Raw genomic sequence first — 23,587 nt, 5'->3', positions numbered from 1 at the left:
GGCGCCCCGCGGGGGGTCCCCGCGAGTTCGCCACAGCCGGTTGCCTTTCCCCGACGCACCCCCGATAGTAGGTGAGCCTTACCTAACCTCCGACGGTGCCCGTGACCCGGACACGGCTCCCCCACCGAATCGACGAAGGACCCATGACCCTCTCCCCGCACGCCTCCCGACCGACCGCCCCGACCCTCGCGGATCCCCGTCCCGCCGCGGATCCGCCCCCCGCCGACCCTGCCGCGGAGCTGTTCTCCGACCGGACGCTGCCCGGCTGGGACACGGCCCTCCGCGCGGCCGCCGACCGCGTGCGCCAGGCGGCGCAGCGCGCCGACGGCCCCTCCACGGGCATCGCGCCCTCCCGGCTCCGCGGCGCGTTCGCGGGCCTCGACCTCGACCGGCCGCTCGGCGGCCTGGACGAGGCCCTCGACGAGCTCGACGGCCTGTACCTCCGCGACGCGATCTGGTTCCACGACCCCTCCTACGTCGCGCACCTCAACTGCCCGGTCCTCATCCCGGCGCTCGCGGGGGAGCTCATCCTCTCCAGCGTCAACACCTCGATGGACACCTGGGACCAGAGCGCGGGCGCGACCCTCATCGAGCGGGCGCTCATCGACTGGACCGCGGGGCGCATCGGCCTCGGCGACGACGCCGACGGCGTCTTCACGAGCGGCGGCAGCCAGTCCAACCTGCAGGCGCTGATGCTCGCGCGCGACGAGGCTGCCGCCGTGCACGCGCTCGCGGCCGACGACCGGCACCGGATGCGGATCCTCGTCAGCGACGTCGGGCACTTCAGCGTGGAGAAGAGCGCGCGGATCCTGGGCCTCGCCCCCGACGCCGTCATCCGCGTCCCGAGCGACGACGCGCGGCGCATGCGCGTCGACGCCCTCGAGCGCGAGCTCGCCCGCTGCGCGGCGGCCGGCCTCCTGCCGGTCGCCGTGGTCGCGACCGCCGGCACCACCGACTTCGGGAGCATCGACCCGCTGCCCGCGATCGCGGACGCGTGCCGCCGCGCGGGGATCCGGCTGCACGTGGACGCGGCCTACGGCGGCGGCCTCCTCGCCTCCCGCACCCACCGCGGCCTCCTCGACGGCATCGAGCGGGCCGACTCCGTCACCGTCGACTACCACAAGACGTTCTTCCAGCCGGTGAGCTCCAGCGCGCTGCTCGTGCGCGACCGCCGCACCCTCCGGCACGCGACGCTCCACGCCGACTACCTGAACCCCGCCGACCGGGCGCACGAGGGGACGCCCAACCAGGTCGACAAGTCGCTGCAGACCACGCGGCGCTTCGACGCGCTCAAGCTGTGGCTGACCCTCCGCACGGTGGGCGCCGACGGCGTGGGGCGGATGCTCGACGACGTCATCGCGCTCGCCGACCGCACCTGGCTCGCGATGCGCCGGGATCCGGCCCTCGACGTGGTGGTGCGGCCCGAGCTGAGCGCGCTCGTGTTCCGGTACGTGCCGGCGGGGGAGCGTGGCGGATCCGCGGCAGCGGACGCGGGGGCGCGATCCGACGCCGTGAACCGCGGCATCCGGCAGGCGATCCACGACTCCGGGCGCGCGATGGTCGCGGCGACGCGGGTGGACGGCCGGGCCCACCTGAAGCTCACCCTGCTGAACCCCGCCACGACGGACGCGCACATCCGAGAGATCCTGGCGCTCGTCGTCGCGGCGGGCGACGCGCTCGACGCCGGGCTCCGCGGTGCGGAGGACGGACGATGAGCGGGGCCGCACCCGACCGCGTCCGCGACGTCGTCGCCGTCGGCCTCGGCCCGGCGAACCTCGGGCTCGCCTGCCTCGCGGACCCGCTCGACGTCGACCTCGTCGTGCTCGAGCGGAAGCCGCGCTTCGACTGGCACCCCGGCATGATGCTGCCGACCGCGCACCTGCAGACGCCGTTCCTCGCGGACCTCGTGACGCTCGCCGACCCGACCTCGCGCTTCTCGTTCCTCGCGTACCTCAAGGAGACCGGACGGCTGTACTCCTTCTACATCCGCGAGGACCCCTTCGTGCTGCGCAGCGAGTACGTCGCCTACTGCCGCTGGGCGGCGGAGCGGGCGCGGGGCGTCGAGCTCGACCGCGACGTGCGCGCGATCCGCTACGACGAGGCCGACGACGCGTACGTCGTCGAGTCGGTCGACTCCGCGGGCGGCGCGCACGTGCACCGCGGGCGCGCCCTCGTGGTCGGCGTGGGCACGCCGCCGTGGCTGCCCGAGGCGCTGCGCGACCTGCCGGGGGCGGTGCACAGCTCCGGCTACCTCGGCGCCAAGGCCGCACTGCAGGAGCGGGACGCGATCACGGTCGTCGGCAGCGGGCAGAGCGCGGCCGAGGTCTACCGCGACCTCCTCGAGGACGTCGACGCGCGGGGGTACCGGCTCGACTGGATCACGCGCTCGCCGCGGTTCTTCCCGCTCGAGTACACGCGCCTCACCCTCGAGATGACGAGCCCCGAGTACAGCGACCACTTCTTCGGCCTGCCAGCCGACGCCCGCGAGTCGCTGCTGCGCGCGCAGCGGGGGCTCTACAAGGGCATCGACTCCGCGCTCATCGACGACGTGTTCCAGGCGCTCTACCGCAAGCGGCTGGCGTTCGACGCGCTGCGGGCCGAGGGGCGGCTCGCCCCGGGCGGCGACGCGGGATCCGGGGTGCCCACGCGCCTGCTCACCAACGCGGAGGTGGTGTCGGCCCGTGCGACCGCGGACGGCGGCACGGTCCTCGGGCTGCGGCACGCCGAGACGGGTGCCGAGCGGGAGTGGCCGACGAGCGGGGTCGTCGTCGCGAGCGGGTACGACGCCGGCCCGCCGGCGATCCTCGCCGGGCTCGGCGACCGCGTGCGCCGCGACGCCCGGGGGCGCCTCGACGTGGCGCGCGAGCACACGGTCGACGACGCCGGCACGCTCTTCGTCCAGAACGCGGAGGTGCACACGCACGGGTTCGTCGCGCCCGACCTCGGGATGACGGCGCACCGCAACTCGCGGATCCTCCGCGCCATCACCGGGAGCGAGCCCTACCCGGTGGAGGAGAGGATCGCGTTCCAGGAGTTCGGGCTGCCGGACGACGTGCCCGCGCCCGGATCGGGGGTGCTCGCGTGAGCGCGCCGGCACCCGCCGCGACCGCCGCGGCCGAGTCCGAGGCGGGGCGCCGCCGCCCGCCCGCGTCGCCGCCGCTCGCGATGCGCCCGCTGGACGCCGACGCCGACGCGGCGCTCGTCCACGGCTGGGTCACCGCGCCGCGCGCCCGGTTCTGGCAGATGCAGCACGCGACCCTCGACGACGTGCGGGACGCGTACCGGTCCCTCGCGGCGGATCCGTGCCGCGAGGCATGGATCGGCCTCCACGACGGCGTGCCCGCGTTCCTCGTCGAGGCCTACGACCCGGCGGACGACCCGATCGGCGCGCACCTCGACCCGCTCCCCGGCGACCGCGGCATGCACCTGCTCGTCGCGCCGCCGTCCGGCGGCCCCCTGCCGGGCTTCACCACCGCCGTGATGCGGCACGTCGTCGCGCACCTGCTGCGCGATCCCGCCGTCCGGCGCCTCGTCGTCGAGCCGGACGTCCGCAACGAGGCCGTCCAGCGCCTCAACGCCGTCGTCGGCTTCCAGCCCCTCCGGGTCGTCGACCTCGGTTCGAAGCACGCGCTCCTCAGCGTCGCCACGCGCGACGACCTCCTGCACGCCACGCCCCTCGAGGGGACGCCCCTCGACGCCCCACCTCCGGACGGACACGCCATGACCCCCACCCCCGACCGCACGGCGGAGGCCGCCCCGGGCGTCCACCTCGCCGCGCACCTCCGGCCCGACGCCTGGGCCGCCGCCACCCGCCACCTCGTGCGCAAGGCGCTCGCCGAGTTCGCGCACGAGCTGCTCATCCGGCCCGAGCGCGTCGACCCCGACGTGCCGCCGGGCGCTCCCCGGCGCCCGCACGACCCCCGGGAGCGGGCCGCGTACCGCGTCACGAGCGGCGACGGGCGGAGCGCGTACGCGTTCCGGGCGCGGGTCCTCGAGCTCGACCACTGGGACGTCGAGGAGGCGAGCATCCGGCGCACGGTGGACGGCGCTCCCGCCGAGCTCGACGCCACCGACCTCGTGCTCGACCTCCGCGACCGGCTGGGGATCACCGACGAGGTCCTGCCCGTCTACCTCGACGAGCTCAACAGCACGCTGTCCGCCGCGGCCTTCTCGCGCCTGCGGGACGTGCCCGACGCCCGCGGGCTGCTCACGGCGTCCTACGCGGAGGTGGAGTCGACCATGGACGAGGGCCACCCCTGCTTCGTCGCGACGAACGGCCGCATCGGCTTCGACCTCGACGACCACGACCGGTACGCGCCGGAGGCGGGGCAGGACGTGCGGATCCTCTGGCTCGCCGTGCACGAGCGCCTCGCCCGGTTCACCGCGATCGACGGGCTCGACCGGGAGGCCTTCCTCGACGCCGAGCTCGGTGCCCCGGCCCGTGCGCGCTTCCGCGCGCGGATGGCGTCGCTCGGCATCGACCCCGCCCGGCGCGTGCTCGTGCCGGTGCACCCGTGGCAGTGGGAGAACGTCGTCACGGTGACCTTCGCGGGGCTCGTCGCCCGGCGCGACATCGTGCTGCTCGGCACGGGCGACGACGCGTACGGCGCGCAGCAGTCCATCCGCACCTGGGCGAACCGCACGACCCCGGAGCGCTGCTACGTCAAGACGTCGCTCTCCATCCTCAACATGGGCTTCACGCGGGGCCTGTCACCGGCCTACATGGCGGTGACGCCGGCCATCAACGACTGGGTGCACGCGCTCGTGACGGGCGACCCCGAGTTCGCCCGGCTCGGCTTCGGGATCCTGCGGGAGGTCGCGGCCGTCGGCGTGCGCGACGAGCGGGTCGACCGCGCGCTGCCGGTCGGCCACTCCCACACCAAGATGCTGTCCGCGCTCTGGCGGGAGTCGCCCGTGCCGGGCCTCGCGGAAGGCGAGCGGCTGATGAGCATGACGAGCCTCCTGCACGTCGACGGGCAGGGCGCCACGGTCCTGGGAGCGCTGATCGACGCGTCGGGCGTCGGCGCGGCCGCGTGGATCCGGAGCTGGCTCGACGCGTACCTGGTGCCGATCGCGCACGCGCTCCTCGCGCACGACCTCGCGTTCATGCCGCACGGGGAGAACGTGATCCTCGTGCTCCGCGACCACGTCGTCGTGCGCGTGCTCATGAAGGACATCGCCGAGGAGGTCGCGCTGCTCGACCCGGATCGCGAGCTCCCGGAGGACGTCCGGCGCATCCGCCTCGACGTGCCCGACGACGAGCGGACCCTCACGGTGCTCACGGACGTGATGGACGGCTTCCTGCGCTTCGCCGCCGCCCTCGTCGCGGACCGCGAGGACCTCGGGCCCGACGGGCTCTGGCGCGTGGCCGCCGAGGCGCTCGCGGACCACGAGCGCGCGCACCCGGAGCTCGCGGCCCGGATCGCGCGGAGCGACCTCTTCACCCCGTCGTTCGCGCGCTCCTGCCTCAACCGGCTGCAGCTGCGGGACAACCGGCGCATGGTCGACCTCGCGGATCCGGTGCTGCAGATCCACGGCTCCCTGCGGAACCCGCTCGCCGTCCACGCTGGGCTCCGGCCGCGGCACGGCTGACGTTCGCGGGCGGCTCCGGTCCCGGCGCCCCGCAGACGGCGAGGAGCCGCCGTCCGCGTGTGCGGACGGCGGCTCCTCGAGGTGGGCTGCGCCGCGGCCGGGCCGGGCCGCGTGCGACCGGGTCAGCTCGCGGCGGGCGCCGCGGATCCCACCGTCAGGGTCTCGGCCCGCTGCTCGCCGGACCCGTCGTCGGACGTGACGGCGATCTTGCGCGGCTTCGCCCGCTCGCTCACCGGGATGGTGACGCTGAGCACGCCGTTGGCGTAGTGCGCCGAGATGCGCTCCGTGTCGATGCCCTGGCCGAGCGTGAGCTGGCGCAGGAAGGTGCCGGCGACGCGCTCGCGGGTGAGCCAGCGGACGCCCGGGTCGCCCGCGAGGGTGCGCTCGGCGCGGATGGTGAGCAGCTGGCCGTCCACGTCGATGTCCACCGAGCCCGGGTCGATGCCCGGGAGGTCGGCGGCCAGCACGTAGGTGTCGCCCTCGCGGTGCAGGTCGATGGGCATCGGGCGGTTCGCCTGGCGCGTTTCGGCCAGCGCGCCCATCGCGCGGTCCAGCTCGCGGAACGGATCGAAGGTCATGTTCATGGTCGACTCCTCACTGGTGATCTGCGGGTTGAGCCCCCTCGGCTCAACTACGTCGAGATTAGCACTCGACCTGCACGGGTGCCAAGAGGTTCGCCGAGGGCGAATGCAGCCCTGATCTCCTCTTCGTCAGCGGCGGCGGAGGTCGCGCTCCATGCGCCCGATGAGCGTCCAGACCGCGCGCGAGAGGTCCGGGTGCTCGAGCGCGATGCCCCGCAGCAGGCGGTACTCGAAGCGCGCGACGACGCCGGGCGCGGTGGACGGGTGCCGCACCCGGGCGAGCTCCTCGGCCATCCCGTCGGCCTCGAGCGCGTCCTGCCGGAGGGTCGCGACCACGTGCTCGTCCACGGTCGGCAGCTGCGGGATGACCTCCCACGGGTCGTCGCCGTTCCGGCACCGGTGCTCGATGACGGCGTCCAGCTCGTCGCGGGCCTCCTGGCGCAGCACCTCGAGGCTGGCGGGGAAGCGGGCGTGCATGGGCGGTTCCCCTCGGACGGCGGACGGCGGACGGCGGACGGCGGGCGGTGGCGAGCCCTCGCTCGTGACGCGACGGCCGGATCCCCTTCACGCTACGTCATGCCCCGGACCCCGCCCGACGAGGGGGAGCGGCACCCTCGCTAGCCTGGGAGCCGACCCCGGAGCCGCCGCAGGAGGACCCATGACCGACACCGCCCGCCCCGTCGCCCTCGTCACGGGGGCCACGCGCGGCATCGGCCGCGCCGTCGCCCAGGACCTCGCCCGCACCCACCGCGTCATCGTCCACGGACGCGACCGGGAGGCCGTCGACGCGCTCGCCGCCACGCTCCCCGACGCCGTGGGGTGGGCCGCCGACCTCGCCGCGGGCGGCCTCGCCGACGGCGTGCCCGCCCTGGACCGGCTCGACGTGCTCGTGCACTCGGCCGGCGTGATCGGCGGCGACGCGGTCGGGGAGACGCCCGTCGACGAGTGGCGGCGCGTGTTCGAGGTCAACGTCTTCGCCGTCGCCGAGGTCACGCGCGTCCTCCTCCCGGCGCTCCGGGCGGCGGGCGGCCAGGTGGTGCTCGTCAACTCCGGGTCCGGCTTCACGGCCAACCCGACCGGCGGCGTCTACGCGGGGTCGAAGTTCGCCCTCCGCGCGCTCGGCGACGCCCTCCGCGAGGAGGAGCGCCCGAACGGCGTGCGCGTCTCCAGCGTGCACCCGGGCCGCGTCGCCACCGACATGCAGCGGGAGCTCCGCGCGAAGGAGGGGGGCGAGTACGACGAGACGCGGTACCTGGACCCCGCCTCGGTCGCCCGGGCCGTGCGCCTCGTCGTCGACCAGACGCGCGACGGCACGCTCGAGTCGGTCTCGCTGCGGCCGTTCGGGGGCTGATCCGCACCCGAACGCGGATCGCCGACAGTCCGGGGATAATCTCGCGCGGAGACGATCTGCGCGGCATATGATCTCCGCATGAGCGCATCCACCTCGGCACCCGACCACGACGTCGACGTGGACGCCGCGGGCATCGACTGGGACGCGGGCGGGATCGAGACGCAGCTCGGCTGGTCGCTCCAGGCGGTCTACCAGGGGTTCGCGCGCACGGCGCAGACGGCCGTCGCCGACGTGCCGGGTGGCCCCCGCGGGTACCAGGTGCTCGTCGCGATCACGACCGAGGAGCCCGCCTCGCAGCTCGCCCTCGCGCAGCGGCTCGGCATCGACAAGACGCAGATGACCTACGTCATCGACGCGCTCGCCGACGGCGGCCACGTCGAGCGGCAGCCGCATCCGCGCGATCGCCGGATCCGGCGGGTCGTGCCCACCGACGCCGGCCGGGCGCTGCTCGCGACCGCCCGCGTGGCCCTCGGCGAGGTGGAGGACGTGCTCATGCGCGACCTCGAGGCCGACGAGCGCATCGTCCTCCGGCGGCTCCTCGCGCGCGTCGCCCTCGGCGCCGGCGATGCCGCCGCGGGCCTCCCCGACACCGGCGAGGCGCTCGAGCAGCCCGTCGCCGCCCCCCACCGCTCGCGCCGCCCGGCGCGCCGACCACCCGCAGATGGAGAACCCTCGTGAGCACCCCCGCATCCGGATCCACCCCCGCGTCCCCGCCCGTCGTCGTGGCCGGCGCCACCGGCGACCTCGGCCGCCGCATCGTCCGCGAGCTCCTCGCCCGGGACGCGTCCGTCCGGGTGCTGACCCGCCCGGGCGCCCGGTCGTCCGTCGAGGCGTGGGCCGGCGAGCCCCGCGTCGAGGTCGTCGAGGCCGCGTACACCGACCCGGCGGCGCTGGTCCACGCGGTCGAGGGCGCGCGCGTCGTCGTGTCCGCCGTCAGCGGCGCCCGGTCCGTGATCCTCGGCGCCCAGCGCGCCCTCCTCGCGGCCGCGGTCGCGGCGGGCGTGCCGCGCTTCATCCCCTCCGACTACTCCTCGGACTACCGGCGGGTGACGCCCGGCAGCAACCGCAACTTCGAGCTGCGCCGCGAGTTCGCGGCCGACCTCGACGCCGCACCCGTGCGCGCCACCTCCGTGCTCAACGGCGCGTTCGCCGACATGCTCACCGGCCAGGCGCCCATCGTGCTGTTCGACCGGCACCGCGTCCTGTACTGGTCGTCCGCCGACCAGGTGCTCGACTTCACGACCAAGGACGACACGGCCCGCGTGGTCGCGCAGGTGGCGCTCGACGACGACGCGCCGCGCGTGGTCGAGGTGGCGGGCGACCGGGTCACCGCCCGGGACATCGCGCGCACCATGACGGAGATCACGGGCACGCCGTTCGCGCTGCAGTGGGCGGGCACCACGGGGGTCCTCTCCGCCGCCAGCAGGGCCATGCGCCGGGTCGGGCGCGACGAGCAGGAGACCTTCCCCGCCTGGCAGGGCATGCAGTACCTCGTCAGCATGTACAGCGGCGAGGCCGAGCTGCGGCACGTCGACCGCGCGCCGTTCGGCGACGCCCCGTGGACGAGCGTGCGGGACGTGCTCGCCGCGCACGTCGCCGAGCGGAGCGCCGCGACCGCCGCGTAGCGGGCGCCCGTCACGAGGCCACGGCTCGCTGGGTGCGGCATCCAGACGGCGGTGGTTGGGTGGGGCCGCGCCACGAGCGCCGCGGGCCGGTCGTCCGACCGCCCGCACCCCGGAACGAAGGAGACCCATGACGTCACGCAGCATCCAGTGGCAGCTGGCGAAGCGCCCCACCGGCGAGCCCACCCCCGACGACGTCCGCCGCGTCGAGGTCGACCTGCCCGACCTCGAGGACGGCGAGGTGCGCGTCGAGAACGAGTTCATCTCCGTCGACCCGTACATGCGCGGCCGCATGAACGACGTGCCCTCGTACGTCCCGCCGTTCGGGCTCGACGAGGCCATGACCGGATCCGCGGTGGGCCGCGTCGTCGAGTCCCGCTCCGACGACCTCGCCGTCGGCACGCTCGTCAGCCACATGCTCGGCTGGCGCGACGTCGCCCAGGGCCAGGCTGGCGCCTTCCGTCCTGTCCCCGAGGTCCCGGGCGTCGCGTCCTCCGCGCACCTCGGCGTCCTCGGGCTCACGGGCCTCACCGCCTACGTCGGGCTCACCCGCATCGCGTCGATCCGCGAGGGCGACGTCGTCTTCGTGTCCGGCGCGGCCGGCGCGGTCGGCTCCATGGTCGGCCAGATCGCCCGCCTGCTCGGCGCCTCGCGCGTCGTCGGCAGCGCCGGATCCGCGGAGAAGGTCGAGCGCCTCACCGACCACCTCGGCTTCGACGCGGCCTTCGACTACCACGGCGGCGACCTCGACGCGAAGCTCGCCGAGGCCGCGCCCGACGGCATCGACCTCTACTTCGACAACGTGGGCGGCGACCACCTGTCCGCGGCGCTCGGCGCGCTCAAGGACTTCGGCCGCGTCGCCAACTGCGGGTCGATCTCGACCTACAACTCCACGGGCGAGGAGGTCGCGATCCGCAACACGGGCCGCATCGTCACGCGCGGGCTCACGCTCCGCGGCTTCACCCTCGGCAACCACCAGGACCTCGCGCCCGAGTTCGCCGCGAAGATGGGCCCGTGGCTCTCCGAGGGCCGCATCACCGCCGACGAGACGGTCGTCGACGGCATCGACCGCGCGTTCGAGGCCTTCACCGGACTCATGCGCGGCGAGAACGTCGGGAAGATGGTCGTGCGGACGAGCGCTCCCGCCTGACCCGCACCTCCCGGGTGTCGTCCTCGGGGAGCGTCGGCGGCGCGTCCGCCCGGCGCTCCCCGTCGTCGTCCCCGGGCGCGTCCGCCGGGTTCCGCGCCTCGCGCAGCCGGCGTCCCTCGTCCTCGAGCAGCGCGCGCCGGCGGGCGAGCCGCTCGGCCCGCGTGGTGTCGCGCACGGGCAGCCGCAGCGCGTGCTCGGCGGGGATCCCGGCCTGCAGCTGCCGGGCGCGGATGATCTCCACGTCGAGCTCGCCGCCGAGGACGAGCGACAGGTTCCCGATGTAGAGCCAGAGCAGCAGCACGATCACCGCGCCGAGCACCCCGTAGGTCGACTCGTAGGTCGCGATCCGCGTCACGTACGCGACGAACCCGGCGGTGCCCAGCCCCCAGGCGACGATGGCGACGAGGCTGCCCCACGTCAGCAGGTCCACCCGGCGGCGGCGGAGGTTCGGGGTCGCGGCGTAGAGCACGCCGATGATCCCCGTCAGCAGCACCACGAGCAGCGGCCACTTGACGACCGCCCACACCACGAGGGTCGTGTCGCCGAGACCCAGGTGCTGCCCCAGCGCCCGGGCGCCCTCGTCGGTGAGCAGCAGCATGCCCACCATCACGACGCTGACGATCAGCAGCACGATCGTCACCACGAGCATCAGGGCCCGGTACTTGACGAGCGGACGGCCCTCCTCCGTCTCCTGCACGCGGTTCATCGCGCGGCCGAACGCCGTGACGTAGGCGGCCGACGTCCAGACCGCGCCGAGGAAGCTGACGGTGAAGGCGATGCCGGAGCGCGGCCCGTCGGCGAGCTGCTCGACGGGGTCGCGGATCACGTCGACCGCGGGGTCGCCGAGCACGGCCGTGAGCACGCGGAGCACGCCCTCGACGCCCGCGCGCGTGTCGCCGACCAGGCCGATGAGGCTGAGCACCGCGACCGCGGCGGGCACGAGCGAGAGCGTGGAGTAGAAGGTGAGGCTCGCGGCCGTGTCGATGCCGCGGTGCTTCATGAAGCCGTACACCGCGCGCCGGGAGGCGTACCAGCCGAGCTCGCGGCCGATGCGCTGGCGGCGGTGCAGGGCCCCGTCGTCGACGCCGCCGCCCGGCCGGACGGCGTCGGCGGCGTCGGGCGCGGCGAGCGCCGCGGGACCCAGCGCCGCCATGCGCTCGCGCGCGAGGTCGGCGGCGCGCGTCGCGGCGGCGGTCGGGCGGACGGGCATGCCTGCCAGTCTGACCCACGCCCGGGGCGCCGTCGCGCCCGCGCCCCTCCGCGGCTGGTCGCGCCCCGCCGGGTGCGGTACACAGGGAGGATGGTGCACACGGAGTCGGTCGAGATCGAGCGCAAGTACGACGTCCCCGAAGGGGTGCCCGTCCCCGGCTTCGTCGGCATCCCGGGCATCGCCGAGGCGCGGCCCGCGGAGGCCGTCACGCTCGTCGCCGTCTACCTGGACACGGCGGACCACGCGCTCGCCGACCGCCGCATGATCCTCCGCCGCCGCGAGGGCGGGCACGACGCGGGCTGGCACGTGAAGCTCCCCGCCGACGGGGCCGAGGGCCGCACGGAGCTCGGCTGGCCGCTCGACGACGGCGACGGCGAGGGCGAAGGGCACGGCGGCGACGGCGCGGTCCCGCCCGCGGTGCTCGACGCCGTCGCGGTGCACGTGCGCGGCCGGGAGCTCACGCCCCTCGCGCGCCTGGAGACGGTGCGCACCATCGTCACGCTGCACGACGAGGACGGACGGGCGGTCGCCGAGTTCGCCGACGACCGCGTCACCGGCTCCGACGTCCGCGGCGGCACCGTGCGCGCCTGGCACGAGTGGGAGGTGGAGCTCCTGCCCGACGCCCCTGCCGGGCGGAAGCGCCGCACGGCGCTCCTCGACCTGATCGAGCAGCACGTCCTCGACGCCGGGGCGCGGCCCTCCGACAGCGCCTCGAAGCTCGCCCGCGCGCTCGGCGCCGACGCGCTCGGCCGGCAGGCGCCCGCGGGCCCCGCCCTGCCGGATCCCGCGACCCTCCGGAAGGACAGCCCCGCCGCCGACGTCGCACGCGCGATCCTCGCCCGCGGCGTGCGCGACCTCGTCGCCGCCGACCCGCACGTGCGCGCCGACGAGCACGACTCCGTGCACCGGATGCGCGTCGCCGTCCGCCGCCTCCGCAGCGCCCTCCGCACCCATCAGGACGTCATCGACCCCGCCGCCACCGCACCCGTCCGGGCCGAGCTCACCGCGCTCGGCGCGGTGCTCGGCGACGCCCGTGACATGGAGGTCCTGCGCGACCGCGTCGTGTGGTCGGTGGTCGAGCACGACGCGGAGACGGTGCCGGACCACGTGGGCGACGCCCTCCACGACGTCCTCGACGAGCGCTACCACCGCGCCCGCGAGCGCGTCGTCCGGTCGCTGTCCTCGGCGCGCTACGTGGCCCTGCTGGAGTCCCTCGACGCCCTGGTGGCGGATCCGCCGCTCACGCACGACGCGTCCGCCCCCGCGGGACCCGCCCTCCACTCCGCGCTCCGCCGCGACGCGGAGCGGGTCGGGCGCCGGGCCGCCGTCGCCCAGGAGGCCGCCGGCGAGGCGGCGCGCGTCGACGCCCTGCACGAGGTCCGCAAGGCCGCCAAGCGGCTGCGGTACGCGGCCGAGGAGGTCAGCGGCCGCACGGTCCCCGTCCTCGGGCGGAAGACGATGCGGCTCGCGACCGCGGCGGAGGAGGTGCACGACGAGCTGGGCGAGCACCGCGACGGCCTCGCCATGCAGCGCGTCCTCCGCGAGGAGGCGCGCCGGCTGGCGGCCCGCGGCGAGGACTCCTTCGCGCTCGGCGTGCTGCACGAGGCGGAGCGCCTGCGCACCGAGTCGGCGCTCTGGCGGGCGCAGCGGGCGCTGGAGCGGCTGCTCGCGACCCCCGTCCCGGGAGCCTGAGCCCGGCTCGTAGAATCGTCGGGTGACCCCCGACGCCGCGCCGCCCACCCCGGCGTACGACCCGTCGGAGCTCGACGTGGACGTCACGGGCGGCACGGTCCGCGGGGTGCGCGAGCGGGGCATCGAGGCCTGGCGCGGCATCCCCTACGCGGCCCCTCCGCGCGGCGACCTGCGGTTCCGCGCGCCGCAGCCCGTCGTCCCCTGGGAGGGCGCGCGCTTCGCGCAGCACTTCGGCAAGGTCGCCCCGCAGGTCAGCGCCGGCGCCTTCATGGGGGCGCCGCAGGGGACGCCGATGGGGGAGGACTGCCTCACCGTCAACGTCGTCGCGCCGTCCGGGCTCTCGCCGGACGCCGCGCGCGTGAACCGCGAGTCGCAGCTGCGGCCCGTCATGGTGTTCATCCACGGCGGCGCGTACGTCGTCGGGTCCTCGCGCGAGGACCCCGTGCAGGGCGAGGGCCTGGTGCGCCAGGGCGGCATCGTCTACGTGAGCTTCAACTACCGGCTCGGCGCCCTCGGCTACCTCGACTTCAGCCGCTACTCGACGCCGGAGCGGCCGCTCGAGGCGAACCTCGGCCTGCGGGACCAGGTGCAGGCGCTCCGCTGGGTGCGCGAGAACATCCGGGCCTTCGGCGGCGACCCCGACAACGTCACGGTCTTCGGCGAGTCCGCGGGCGGCAACGCCGTCACCACGCTCATGGCCGTGCCCGCGGCGCACGGCCTGTTCGCGCGCGCCATCGCGCAGAGCTCGCCCACCAACGCCATCTACCCGGCGGAGCAGACGGCGCGGTGGGCGGAGCGCTTCGTCCAGCTCCTGGCCGACCGCGCGGGCCGCGCCCCCGACGACGCGGAGGCGGTGCGCCTCCTCACCGCCGCGAGCTCCTCGACCCTCGCGGCCGCGGCGAACGAGCTCATGGTCCGGACGCCCGACCTGGATCCGGGCACCATCACCTTCAGCCCCGTCATCGACGGCGACGTGCTGCCCGAGCGGCCCCTCGACGCGTTCAAGCACGGGCGGGCGGCGCGCGTGCCGCTCATCATCGGCACGAACGAGCGCGAGGGGTCGCTGTTCACGGGGCGCCTCGACATCCTCGCCACCACCCCCGCGCGCATCGAGGCCGTGTTCGCGAAGACCGACGAGGAGCACCGCGAGGAGCTGGCGGCGCTGTACCCGGGCCTGCCGAAGCGCCGGGCGGCCCTCGACTTCGGCGGCGACTACGCCTTCTGGTACCCGTCGGTCAAGGTCGCCGAGCGCCACGCCCGATACGCGCCCGTGCACTTCTACCGCTTCGACATCGCCCCGCGCCTCGTCCGCCTCATGGGCCTCGACGCCACGCACGGCCTCGAGCTCTTCGCGCTGTTCGACCGGATGGACTCCCTGCTCGGCCGGGGCATGACCCTCCTCGGCGGTCGGCGCGCGTTCGTCGCGGCCGGCGAGCGGATGCGCATCGCCTGGCTCCGCTTCGCGCAGGACGGCACGGTCGACGAGTCGTGGCCCGCCTACGTCGGCGACGACGAGGACGCGCTCCGCGACCTCGCGGACGACGACGCCCCCGCGGCGGGCACGGGAGCGCCGGGGGAGCGTCAGCCGGCCGGCACGGCGTCCGGATCCCGCCCGCCCCGCGTCCGCCCGGGCGGCGTCCGCGACCGCGGACCCCGTCGGAGGGCGACCCTCGTGTTCGACGTGGTCGACCGCGTCGAGCACGACCCGCACGCCGACCGCCGCGTCGCGTGGCGCGACTTCGTACCGCACATCTGAGCCCCCGACCCGTCGCCGGACGTCCACCCGGCCGCCATCCGCCCGTCACCCGTTCGAGCTGTGCGCATGCAGGCCGTTAGGATCGACGACTGTGATATCCGCTCGAGGGATCCGGTAGTGGATCTCACCCTCATCGTCGTCCTGGTCATCGTCCTGGCGCTGTTCTTCGACTTCACCAACGGCTTCCACGACACGGCCAACGCGATGGCGACCCCCATCGCCACGGGCGCGCTGAAGCCCCGCGTGGCGGTCGCGATCGCCGCGGTGCTGAACCTCGTCGGCGCGTTCCTCAGCACCGAGGTCGCGAAGACCGTCTCCGGCGGCATCATCCGCGAGGGCGACGGCGGCGTGCAGATCACCCCCGCCATGATCTTCGCGGGGCTCATGGGCGCCATCGTCTGGAACCTCGTCACGTGGCTCCGCGGCCTGCCGTCGAGCTCCAGCCACGCGCTGTTCGGCGGCCTCATCGGCGCGGCCGTCGTGGGTGCGGGCCTCGGCTCGGTCGACTTCGGCGTGGTGCTGTCGAAGGTCATCCTCCCGGCGCTCCTCGCCCCCCTCATCGCGGGGCTCATCGCCTACGCGACCACGAAGCTCGCCTACTCGATCACGCGTCGCTCGAGCGGCCCCAACGAGCGCGGCGGCTTCCGCTACGGCCAGATCTTCACGTCGTCCCTCGTGGCCCTCGCGCACGGCACCAACGACGCGCAGAAGACCATGGGCATCATCACCCTCACGCTCATCGCGGGCGGCTTCCAGGCGGCGGGCTCCGGCCCCGAGTTCTGGGTCATCGCGGTGTGCGCGGTCGCCATCGCGCTCGGCACCTACATGGGCGGCTGGCGCATCATCCGCACCATGGGGTCCGGGCTCACCGAGGTGAAGCCCGCGCAGGGCTTCAGCGCCGAGGCCTCGACCGCGGCCACCATCCTCGCGTCCAGCCACCTCGGCTTCGCGCTCTCGACCACGCAGGTCGCCTCGGGCTCGGTCATCGGCTCCGGCCTCGGCCGCCGCGGCGCGTCCGTGCGCTGGAACACCGTCGGCAAGATCGCGCTCGGCTGGCTGCTGACGCTGCCGTCGGCCGCCATCGTGGGCGCCGTCGCGGCCCTCATCGCGAGCACCGGCACGGTCGGCTTCGTCATCGACGCCGTCGTCGGGGTCGCCGTCATCATCTGGATCTTCTGGCGCTCGCGCCGGAACGCCGTCGACGCGCGCAACGCCATCGTCGAGGTCGACGCCGCCGGGTTCGCCGTGCGGGGACGCAAGGCCACCAAGGCCGCCCGGAAGGCCAAGGAGGCCGCATGATCGACTGGAGCGCGTTCCTCGTCGTCGCCGTCGCCGCCCTCGTGGGCGCCGTCGCGGTGGTCTGCCTGTTCTCGCTGGGCGTCCGGCTGCTCGCCGTCGGCACCGAGTACGACGACGAGGGCGACAAGGTCTCGGTCACGGGCATCCGCCCGCAGGCCGCCACGGTGGGCGGCTACGTCTGCTTCGCGCTGAGCGGGATCGCCGTGCTGTACGGCGTCTACCTCATCGTGCCCGCGCTGCACTCCTGATCCCGTCGCCCTCGCGCCCGCGACCCCGCCGTCGCTGGTGCGGGCGGCCCGCGCGCCCCTAGGCTCGACCCCGTCCCGACGCCGTCGTCGGCTCCTCCCTCCTCCTGTCGTCCGACCCGACCCCTCGCGGAAGAAGCCATGACCGAAGCGCGCACGTCGTCCCCCGCCCCCGAGTCCTCCGGAGCGCCCGGCGCGCTCGACCGCTTCTTCGAGATCACGAAGCGCGGCTCCACGTACGCGCGGGAGGTCCGCGGCGGGGTCCTCACCTTCGTGACGATGGCCTACATCGTCGTGCTCAACCCGCTGATCCTCGGCGGGTTCAGCGCGGACGCGGCCACGCTCGACGTGGAGGGGAACTGGCTGCAGGCCGCGCAGGTGGGCGCGGCGACCGCGCTCACGGCGGGCGTCATGACGATCCTCTTCGGGCTCGTCGCGCGGCTGCCGTTCGCCTTCGCGGCGGGCCTCGGCATCAACTCGTTCCTCGCCGTGAGCGTGGTCGGCGACGTCACGTGGCCGGAGGCGATGGGCCTCGTCGTGATCAACGGCCTCGTCATCGTGCTGCTCGCCACCACGGGGCTCCGCACGCTGATCTTCCGCGCCGTCCCGCGGGAGCTCAAGACCGCCATCACGGTGGGCATCGGCCTCTTCATCGCGTTCATCGGCTTCGTCGACTCGGGCTTCGTGCGCGGCACCGGCGTGCCGGCCTCGCCGCTCGCGCTCGGCATCGACGGGTCCATCGCGTCGCTGCCGACCGTCGTCTTCATCCTCGGCCTCGTGATCATGGGCGTGCTCATGGCCCGCCGCGTGCCCGGGGCTCTCCTCATCGGCATCGTCGCCACCACGCTCATCGCGATCGTCGTCGAGCAGGTCTTCCGCATCGGCCCGTCCAACACCTCGGGCGCCACCGGCTGGAACCTCAACGCGCCGGTGCTGCCGGGCGTCCCCGTCGCGCTGCCCGACCTCGGGCTCGTCGGCGCGTTCGACTTCGGCGCCTTCGCCCGCATCGGCATCATCTCGAGCCTCATGCTGGTCTTCACGCTGGTCTTCACGAACTTCTTCGACGCCATGGGCACCATGACGGGCCTCGCCAAGGCGGCCGACCTCTCCGACGAGCGCGGCGACTTCCCCCGCCTCAAGGGCGCGCTGGTCGTCGAGGGCTTCGGCGCGGTCGCGGGCGGCGCCACGTCGAGCTCGTCCAACACGGTCTTCATCGAGTCGGCCTCCGGCATCGGCGAGGGCGCCCGCACGGGCCTCGCCTCGATGGTCACGGGCGTGCTGTTCCTCCTCGCCATGTTCTTCACGCCGCTCACGCAGGTCGTGCCGCTCGAGGTCGCGGCCGCCGCGCTGGTCATCGTCGGCACGCTCATGGCGTCGCAGATCAAGGACATCGTCTGGTCCGACTTCTCCGTCGCGCTGCCCGTGTTCCTCACCGTGCTCGTCATGCCGCTCACGTACTCCATCGCCAACGGCATCGGCGTCGGGTTCCTCTCGTGGGTGCTCGTGCGGTCGTTCTCGGGCCGCGTCCGCGAGGTCTCGCCGCTGCTCTGGGTGGTCTCCGCGGGCTTCCTGGTGTTCTTCGCGCGCGGCCCGATCGAGCAGCTGCTCGGCGTCTGAGCCGCGCGGCCGGCGCCGCCCGGCGGGTTGGCGCGACCGGCGGCGGTCCCCGTAGGGTCGGTGGGGACCCCCATCCGACGACGCACGGGAGCCCGCCATGACCGACATCGACACGCGCGGCGATGTCCGCGAGCCGCAGGAGTCCGCCAAGCGCTGGCGCATCATCGGACCGGGCCTCGTGGTCGCGGCCACCGGGATCGGGGCGGGCGACCTCGTCGCGACCCTCGTGGCCGGCTCCCGCTTCGGCTACGCGCTGCTCTGGGCCGCGGTGCTCGGCGTCATCATCAAGATCTTCCTGGTCGAGGGCGCCGGCCGGTACTCGCTCGCCACGGGCCGCACGATCTTCGAGGGCTGGCGCAGCGTCGGCCGCTGGACCACCTGGTACTTCGGGCCGTACATCCTCATCTGGGGCCTCGTGTACGGCGCGGCCGCCATGAGCTCCTCCGCGCTACCGCTCGCGGCCCTGTTCCCGGGCGTCGACCTCAAGGTCTTCGCGATCGCCTGCGGGCTCCTCGGCGCCGTGGTCGTCTGGTTCGGCCGCTACTCGGCGTTCGAGAGGATCATCGCGGTCTTCGTCGGCCTGATGTTCGTGACCGTGGTGGGCGCCGCGATCGTGACGCTGCCCAACGTCCCGGCGCTCCTGTCGGGCCTCGTGCCGACCATCCCCGAGGGCGGCCTCGTCGTCGCGCTGAGCATCGCGGGCGGCGTCGGCGGCACCATCACGCTCGCCGCCTACGGGTACTGGCTGCGCGAGAAGGGCTGGGTGGCGCCGGGCTGGATGAAGGTCATGCGCATCGACAACTCCGTCGCGTACGTCATGAGCGGCGTGTTCGTGCTGTCGATGCTCGTCGTCGGCGCGGAGCTCCTGTACTCCGCCGACATCGCGCTGGCCGACGGTGAGGGCGGCCTCGTGCAGCTCGCCGACGTGCTGGGGGAGCGGTACGGCGCCTTCATGACCTGGTTCTTCCTGCTCGGCTTCTTCGCCACGTCGTTCTCGTCGATCCTCGGCGTGTGGAACGGCGTCTCGCTGATGTTCGCCGACTTCCTCGGCACCATCCGCGGCCTCGACGTGGAGGACCCGCGTCGCCGCCTCGGGGGCAGCTACTACCGCGGCTTCATCCTGTGGCTGACGATCCCGCCCATCGGGCTGCTGTTCCTCGACCAGCCGATCGGCCTGATCATCGCCTACGGCGTGCTGGGCGCGCTCTTCATGCCGTTCCTCGCGATCACCCTGCTCGTGCTCCTCAACACCGACCGCACCCCGCGGGCCTGGCGGAACCGGCCGATCAGCAACACCGTGATGGGGCTGTCGGCGCTCCTGTTCGTGGTGCTCGGCGTGCAGCAGCTCGTGACGGAGGTCGGGAAGCTCCTGTAGGGAGCGCCGCGACGCCTCAGTCCGCGGAGGCGGTGGCGCGCACGGCGGGGGAGCCGTCGGCGTCGGGCGCGTCGTCCCCGCGACCCCCGCCGGGGACCGCGGGCGCCCGGAACACGACGAGCCGGTACAGCGTGAAGTTCCACACCAGCCCGATGAGCACCGCCGTCGCCTTCGCGACGTTGATCTCGAGGAACTCCTGCTCCGCGCTCGTGCCGAACATGAACAGCGACCGGCCGAACGTCGTGTCGAAGCCGCGCTCGAACAGCCAGATGACGCCGCTCTGCAGCAGCAGCGAGCTGAAGCCGGTGACCGCGAAGAACCTCAGGAACCGGCCCAGGGTCACGGGCTCGCCGTACCGGAACACGAAGAAGTGGTTGAGGAAGTAGGAGATGGTGATGCCGACCGTCACCGAGACCAGGTTCGCGCCCAGCACGGGCATGCCGGCGGCGAGGATCAGCAGGTTGAGCAGCACGAAGTCGAGGCCGGTGTTCACGAGGCCGGCGACGAGGAATCGGACGCGGCGGTCGGCGAGGAGCTTCGCCATGCGGATCCCCCTCCCTGCGGCGCGGTCGCCGGTCGATCGGCGGACGCACACGGCGTCAGGGCGCCGAGCCTCCCGCCAGCGTAACAAGCGCCGGCCGCGCTCCCGCCGTCCCGCGGCCGGCCGGCCGGTGGCTGGCTAGACTCGACGGGGCCCGCATCCGGGTCGTCCCCCCGACGCGAAGACGGAACCACCAGCTTGAGCAGTCTCACGATCGTGATCCCCACCTACGAGGAGGCGCGCAACGTCGGGGAGCTGCTTCCCCGCCTCGCGGCCATGGCGGCGGAGAACGCCGACTTCGAGATCACGGCGATGATCGTCGACGACTCGTCGCCCGACGGCACCGCGGACCTCGTCCGCTCGCTGGCCCCAGCCGTCGAGACCGACACCTTCCACGTGCGCGTGGAGACCCGCGCCGAGAAGGCGGGCCTCGGCGCCGCGTACATCTGGGCGTTCGAGCTCCTCCTCGGGGCCGACGAGCCGCCCACGCACATCCTGCAGATGGACGCCGACCTGTCGCACGACCCGGCGTACATCACGGAGATGCTGCGGCGCGTCCGCGGCGGCGCCGACCTCGTGGTGGCGTCCCGGTACATCCGCGGCGGGGCGACGCCCGACTGGGACCTCAAGCGCCGCTTCCTGAGCGTGGGCGGCAACCTCTACACCCGCCTGTTCCTCGGCTCCCGCATCACCGACTACACGGGCGGCTTCAACCTCTACGAGGCGGGTCTGCTGCGCCGCATCACGCCGTCCACCATCACGACGACGGGCTACGGCTTCCAGATCGAGATGAAGCAGCGCGCGCTGCGGCACGCGGCGCGGCCCACGGAGGTCGCGATCGTGTTCATGGACCGCACCGAGGGCGAGTCGAAGATCCCGAGCGACACGCTCGTGAGGAACCTGCTCCTCGTGCTGCAGCTGCGCTTCGGGCTCCGCCGGGGCTGAGCCGGCCGCGCGCCCGGACCGCCGTCGCGCTACGCGGCGGGAGCGGCGGCGGGGGAGCCGGGTGGGAGCGCGGGCGCGGGCGCCGGCGCGTGCCGCGGATCGTGCGGCGCGCGCTGGTGCGGCCGGGCGGGCGCGATGATCGTGCCGCGCCGCCCCTGCTCGTCGACCACCGGGTCGGTCGCCCCGAGCACCTGCGAGCGCTCGGCGCCGTGCCTCGCCCAGTAGGCGGCGGTCCACGCGCAGATCAGCCCGTCGAGCAGGTCCTCGAGGTGCTTGTGCCGCCGCTCGACCATCGCGGGGCCGTCGGCCACGAGCGCGGCGGCGGCGGGGTGCGACGTCACGTCCAGGGGCGGATCCGCCCGCGCGAGCCCCGCGACGCGGTCGAGCACGACGCGGAACTCGGCGGCGCGCGAGGGCCGGCGCTCGGCGGTGGGGAGCGTCGGCGCGAGCCGCTTGTACCGGGGCTTCATGCCGTCGAAGCCGAGCTCGGGGGCGCCGACGAGCGTCGTGTAGGGGTAGCACTCGAGCATCGTCCGGGCGTCGGCGCCGTGATCGGCGGGGGACCCGTCGTCGTACCGCCAGCCCGCGTCCTCCAGCCGCCGCCGGAGCGCGACCGCGCCCTGGGCGGGCAGGCCGCGGTTCGACGGGTAGGCGGAGATGCCGAGGCGGCCGTAGCGCGAGGCGACCTCCTTCTCCGCGAGGCGGCTGCCCGTGGCGTTCGCGACGACGAGCGGTCCGTCCACGGCGGCGACCGCGCCGGGACCGTCCCACCGGGCGACCCAGGCGACCACCTCGTCGATCCCGCGGGCGGTCTCGAGGGCGAGCACCCGGCCCTCCTCGTCGATGCAGGCGAGGCCCGTCTCCCGGGCGGGGCGGGCCGCCGTGCCCTCCGCCCAGGCGAGGTCGATCCCGAGGAAGCGGCGCATCCGACGAGCCTATCCGCGGCGCCGGCCACCGCGGCCGGGCGCGGACCGCCGAGTAGTGTCGAGGGATCCTCATGCCACGAGCGACGAGACGATGGAGCCTTGCACATGACCCCGGTGAGCCCGAACGACGACCGCATCCCCACCCCGGACGGGCACCCCGTCCGCACCGAGACCGACAGCCTGGGGAGCCTGGACGTCCCCGCCGACGCGTACTGGGGGATCCACACGGCCCGCGCGCTCGAGAACTTCCCCATCAGCCTCCGGCCGCTCAGCGTCTACCCCGAGTTCGTGGTGGCGCTCGCGCAGGTCAAGCAGGCGGCGGCGCGCGCCAACGTGCAGATCGGCGTCCTCGACGCGCGGAAGGCCAAGGAGATCGACGAGGTCTGCTCCGAGATCATCGCGGGGGAGCTGCACGACCAGTTCGTGGTCGGCGTGATCCAGGGCGGTGCCGGCACGAGCACCAACATGAACACCAACGAGGTCATCGCCAACCGCGCGCTCGAGAGGGCGGGCCACGCGCTCGGCGACTACCGGCACATGCACCCGCTCGACGACGTGAACCGCAGCCAGTCGACCAACGACACCTACCCGACGGCGCTCAAGGTGGCGCTGATCCACTCGCTGCTGCAGACCCTCGACGAGCTGGAGCTCCTGCGTCGCTCGTTCCTCGCGAAGGGCGCGCAGTTCTCGCAGGTGCTGAAGGTGGGCCGCACGCAGCTGCAGGACGCCGTGCCGATGACCCTCGGCCAGGAGTTCCACGGATTCGCCACCACCCTTGGCGAGGACCACGCGCGGCTCGGCGAGCTCGTGCCGCTGCTCTCGGAGATCAACCTCGGCGCCACGGCCATCGGCACGGGCATCACCGCCGACCCGAACTACGCCGCCGCCGTGCGCGGTCACCTCAGCGCCATCACGGGCTACACGCTCGTCACGGCGAGCGACCTCATCGAGGCGACGAGCGACGCGGGCGTGTTCATGACCCTGTCCTCCACGCTCAAGCGCGGCGCCATCAAGCTGTCCAAGATCTGCAACGACCTGCGGCTGCTGTCGTCGGGGCCGCAGGCGGGCCTCGGGGAGATCAACCTCCCGCCCCGGCAGGCGGGCTCCAGCATCATGCCCGGCAAGGTGAACCCGGTGATCCCCGAGGTGGTCAACCAGGTCGCGTTCTCCATCGCGGGCGCCGACGTCACGGTGACCATGGCGGCGGAGGGCGGGCAGCTGCAGCTCAACGCGTTCGAGCCGGTCATCGCGCACTCGCTGCTGCAGTCGCTCAGCTGGCTGCGGAACGCCGCCCAGACCCTGCGGGTGAACTGCATCGACGGCATCACGGCGAACACGGAGCGGCTCGCGGCGCAGGTGGAGTCGTCCGTCGGCGTCGTGACGGCGCTCACCCCGTACATCGGCTACGCCGCGTCCTCCAGCCTCGCGAAGACGGCGCTGATGACGAGCGCGTCGATCCCCGACCTCGTCGTGGAGGCGGGGCTCATGACGCGGTCGCAGGTGGAGAAGATCCTCGCGCCCGACCGGCTCTCGGGCCTCGAGCCCGTCACCGCGGCCATGACCGTGATCACGCCCGAGATGCTCGCGGCCCATGCGGCCGAGCAGGGCGGCGAGGCCGACTGACCGACCGCCCGGTCAGACGACGGCGCGGGGGGGGGGGGGGGGGGGGGGGGGGGGGGGGGGGG

20 protein-coding genes are annotated in these 23,587 nt (G+C 74.3%); 15 read left to right on the top strand and 5 right to left on the bottom strand.

The window, feature by feature from the left end:
• Positions 1-143 precede the first annotated feature (143 nt).
• The 3 genes from AC07VC_RS07185 (at position 144) to AC07VC_RS07175 (ending at position 5,592) form a co-directional block, all read left to right on the top strand.
• Complete coding sequence (locus AC07VC_RS07185) at positions 144-1,715, top strand: pyridoxal phosphate-dependent decarboxylase family protein (RefSeq protein ID WP_494676189.1); 1,572 nt, start codon at positions 144-146, stop codon at positions 1,713-1,715.
• Complete coding sequence (locus AC07VC_RS07180; protein ID WP_494676188.1) at positions 1,712-3,085, top strand: lysine N(6)-hydroxylase/L-ornithine N(5)-oxygenase family protein; 1,374 nt, start codon at positions 1,712-1,714, stop codon at positions 3,083-3,085. Before AC07VC_RS07185 ends, AC07VC_RS07180 begins: the two co-directional genes overlap by 4 nt.
• Before the next feature lie 80 nt (positions 3,086-3,165).
• The gene (locus AC07VC_RS07175) at positions 3,166-5,592 is read left to right on the top strand and encodes a GNAT family N-acetyltransferase (protein WP_494676579.1); all 2,427 of its coding nucleotides are present in this window, start codon (positions 3,166-3,168) and stop codon (positions 5,590-5,592) included.
• Between the two features lie 122 nt (positions 5,593-5,714).
• Here AC07VC_RS07175 and AC07VC_RS07170 read toward each other — a convergent pair whose 3' ends face one another.
• Both AC07VC_RS07170 and AC07VC_RS07165 read right to left on the bottom strand, forming a co-directional pair.
• Positions 5,715-6,176 (bottom strand): Hsp20/alpha crystallin family protein, encoded by a 462-nt coding sequence (locus tag AC07VC_RS07170; RefSeq protein WP_317230397.1) that lies wholly within the window; start codon positions 6,174-6,176, stop codon positions 5,715-5,717.
• A gap of 126 nt (positions 6,177-6,302) precedes the next feature.
• A complete protein-coding gene (locus AC07VC_RS07165) occupies positions 6,303-6,650 on the bottom strand; it encodes a hypothetical protein (RefSeq protein ID WP_094116231.1) in 348 nt (115 codons plus the stop codon).
• 181 nt (positions 6,651-6,831) lie between these two features.
• Between AC07VC_RS07165 and AC07VC_RS07160 the strand changes: the two genes are divergently transcribed.
• The 4 genes from AC07VC_RS07160 (at position 6,832) to AC07VC_RS07145 (ending at position 10,296) form a co-directional block, all read left to right on the top strand.
• Positions 6,832-7,524 (top strand): SDR family oxidoreductase, encoded by a 693-nt coding sequence (locus AC07VC_RS07160; RefSeq protein ID WP_317230398.1) that lies wholly within the window; start codon positions 6,832-6,834, stop codon positions 7,522-7,524.
• A 78-nt stretch (positions 7,525-7,602) separates the two neighbouring features.
• On the top strand, positions 7,603-8,202 hold the full coding sequence (locus AC07VC_RS07155) for a MarR family winged helix-turn-helix transcriptional regulator (RefSeq protein WP_494676187.1): 600 nt from the start codon (positions 7,603-7,605) through the stop codon (positions 8,200-8,202).
• Positions 8,199-9,149 carry an NmrA family NAD(P)-binding protein gene (locus AC07VC_RS07150; RefSeq protein ID WP_494676186.1) on the top strand — a complete coding sequence of 317 codons (951 nt, stop codon included), beginning with the start codon at positions 8,199-8,201 and terminating at the stop codon, positions 9,147-9,149. Before AC07VC_RS07155 ends, AC07VC_RS07150 begins: the two co-directional genes overlap by 4 nt.
• 127 nt (positions 9,150-9,276) lie before the next feature.
• Entirely contained in the window at positions 9,277-10,296 is a 1,020-nt protein-coding gene (locus tag AC07VC_RS07145; RefSeq protein ID WP_494676185.1) for an NADP-dependent oxidoreductase, read from the top strand.
• Here the strand turns inward: AC07VC_RS07145 and AC07VC_RS07140 are convergent.
• Positions 10,241-11,506: a YihY/virulence factor BrkB family protein gene (locus AC07VC_RS07140; protein ID WP_494676184.1), complete on the bottom strand. Its 1,266-nt coding sequence runs from the start codon at positions 11,504-11,506 to the stop codon at positions 10,241-10,243. The genes AC07VC_RS07145 and AC07VC_RS07140 overlap by 56 nt on opposite strands.
• A 90-nt stretch (positions 11,507-11,596) precedes the next feature.
• Between AC07VC_RS07140 and AC07VC_RS07135 the strand changes: the two genes are divergently transcribed.
• The 6 genes from AC07VC_RS07135 (at position 11,597) to AC07VC_RS07110 (ending at position 19,490) form a co-directional block, all read left to right on the top strand.
• Complete coding sequence (locus tag AC07VC_RS07135; RefSeq protein WP_494676183.1) at positions 11,597-13,198, top strand: CYTH and CHAD domain-containing protein; 1,602 nt, start codon at positions 11,597-11,599, stop codon at positions 13,196-13,198.
• Positions 13,199-13,220: 22 nt separating this feature from the next.
• Positions 13,221-14,954, top strand: coding sequence for a carboxylesterase/lipase family protein (locus AC07VC_RS07130; protein WP_494676182.1), 1,734 nt, complete (start codon positions 13,221-13,223; stop codon positions 14,952-14,954).
• Between the two features lie 117 nt (positions 14,955-15,071).
• Positions 15,072-16,253: an inorganic phosphate transporter gene (locus AC07VC_RS07125; protein ID WP_317230177.1), complete on the top strand. Its 1,182-nt coding sequence runs from the start codon at positions 15,072-15,074 to the stop codon at positions 16,251-16,253.
• Complete coding sequence (locus tag AC07VC_RS07120) at positions 16,250-16,501, top strand: hypothetical protein (RefSeq protein ID WP_086522029.1); 252 nt, start codon at positions 16,250-16,252, stop codon at positions 16,499-16,501. Before AC07VC_RS07125 ends, AC07VC_RS07120 begins: the two co-directional genes overlap by 4 nt.
• Positions 16,502-16,639: 138 nt before the next feature.
• The gene (locus tag AC07VC_RS07115) at positions 16,640-18,115 is read left to right on the top strand and encodes an NCS2 family permease (protein ID WP_494676181.1); all 1,476 of its coding nucleotides are present in this window, start codon (positions 16,640-16,642) and stop codon (positions 18,113-18,115) included.
• Positions 18,116-18,212: 97 nt separating this feature from the next.
• Positions 18,213-19,490, top strand: a complete 1,278-nt coding sequence (locus AC07VC_RS07110) for an Nramp family divalent metal transporter (RefSeq protein ID WP_494676180.1) — start codon at positions 18,213-18,215, stop codon at positions 19,488-19,490.
• A 16-nt stretch (positions 19,491-19,506) separates the two neighbouring features.
• Here the strand turns inward: AC07VC_RS07110 and AC07VC_RS07105 are convergent, their stop codons facing one another.
• Entirely contained in the window at positions 19,507-20,034 is a 528-nt protein-coding gene (locus AC07VC_RS07105; protein ID WP_494676179.1) for a GtrA family protein, read from the bottom strand.
• Between the two features lie 195 nt (positions 20,035-20,229).
• On the opposite strand from AC07VC_RS07105, the gene AC07VC_RS07100 reads away from it, so the two are divergent.
• Entirely contained in the window at positions 20,230-20,976 is a 747-nt protein-coding gene (locus AC07VC_RS07100) for a polyprenol monophosphomannose synthase (RefSeq protein WP_494676178.1), read from the top strand.
• A gap of 29 nt (positions 20,977-21,005) precedes the next feature.
• Here the strand turns inward: AC07VC_RS07100 and AC07VC_RS07095 are convergent, their stop codons facing one another.
• Positions 21,006-21,902, bottom strand: coding sequence for a DUF429 domain-containing protein (locus tag AC07VC_RS07095; protein WP_494676177.1), 897 nt, complete (start codon positions 21,900-21,902; stop codon positions 21,006-21,008).
• Between the two features lie 105 nt (positions 21,903-22,007).
• Between AC07VC_RS07095 and AC07VC_RS07090 the strand changes: the two genes are divergently transcribed.
• Positions 22,008-23,525, top strand: a complete 1,518-nt coding sequence (locus AC07VC_RS07090) for an aspartate ammonia-lyase (RefSeq protein ID WP_494676578.1) — start codon at positions 22,008-22,010, stop codon at positions 23,523-23,525.
• The last annotated feature ends 62 nt before the right edge of the window (positions 23,526-23,587 follow it).

The organism is Clavibacter sp. GW821-FHT01D01 (assembly GCF_059422605.1).
The sequence above is the reverse complement of the archived record's forward strand: the minus strand, read 5'-3'. Positions and strand labels throughout refer to the sequence as shown.

What these genes read in the sequence shown, in the direction of transcription:
- AC07VC_RS07185 (WP_494676189.1), top strand. Translation starts at nt 144, where the DNA reads ATGACCCTCTCCCCGCACGCCTCCCGACCGACCGCCCCGACCCTCGCG.
- AC07VC_RS07180 (WP_494676188.1), top strand. Translation starts at nt 1,712, where the DNA reads ATGAGCGGGGCCGCACCCGACCGCGTCCGCGACGTCGTCGCCGTCGGC.
- AC07VC_RS07175 (WP_494676579.1), top strand. Translation starts at nt 3,166, where the DNA reads ATGCGCCCGCTGGACGCCGACGCCGACGCGGCGCTCGTCCACGGCTGG.
- AC07VC_RS07170 (WP_317230397.1), bottom strand. Translation starts at nt 6,176, where the DNA reads ATGAACATGACCTTCGATCCGTTCCGCGAGCTGGACCGCGCGATGGGC.
- AC07VC_RS07165 (WP_094116231.1), bottom strand. Translation starts at nt 6,650, where the DNA reads ATGCACGCCCGCTTCCCCGCCAGCCTCGAGGTGCTGCGCCAGGAGGCC.
- AC07VC_RS07160 (WP_317230398.1), top strand. Translation starts at nt 6,832, where the DNA reads ATGACCGACACCGCCCGCCCCGTCGCCCTCGTCACGGGGGCCACGCGC.
- AC07VC_RS07155 (WP_494676187.1), top strand. Translation starts at nt 7,603, where the DNA reads ATGAGCGCATCCACCTCGGCACCCGACCACGACGTCGACGTGGACGCC.
- AC07VC_RS07145 (WP_494676185.1), top strand. Translation starts at nt 9,277, where the DNA reads ATGACGTCACGCAGCATCCAGTGGCAGCTGGCGAAGCGCCCCACCGGC.
- AC07VC_RS07140 (WP_494676184.1), bottom strand. Translation starts at nt 11,506, where the DNA reads ATGCCCGTCCGCCCGACCGCCGCCGCGACGCGCGCCGCCGACCTCGCG.
- AC07VC_RS07135 (WP_494676183.1), top strand. Translation starts at nt 11,597, where the DNA reads ATGGTGCACACGGAGTCGGTCGAGATCGAGCGCAAGTACGACGTCCCC.
- AC07VC_RS07120 (WP_086522029.1), top strand. Translation starts at nt 16,250, where the DNA reads ATGATCGACTGGAGCGCGTTCCTCGTCGTCGCCGTCGCCGCCCTCGTG.
- AC07VC_RS07115 (WP_494676181.1), top strand. Translation starts at nt 16,640, where the DNA reads ATGACCGAAGCGCGCACGTCGTCCCCCGCCCCCGAGTCCTCCGGAGCG.
- AC07VC_RS07110 (WP_494676180.1), top strand. Translation starts at nt 18,213, where the DNA reads ATGACCGACATCGACACGCGCGGCGATGTCCGCGAGCCGCAGGAGTCC.
- AC07VC_RS07105 (WP_494676179.1), bottom strand. Translation starts at nt 20,034, where the DNA reads ATGGCGAAGCTCCTCGCCGACCGCCGCGTCCGATTCCTCGTCGCCGGC.
- AC07VC_RS07095 (WP_494676177.1), bottom strand. Translation starts at nt 21,902, where the DNA reads ATGCGCCGCTTCCTCGGGATCGACCTCGCCTGGGCGGAGGGCACGGCG.
- AC07VC_RS07090 (WP_494676578.1), top strand. Translation starts at nt 22,008, where the DNA reads ATGACCCCGGTGAGCCCGAACGACGACCGCATCCCCACCCCGGACGGG.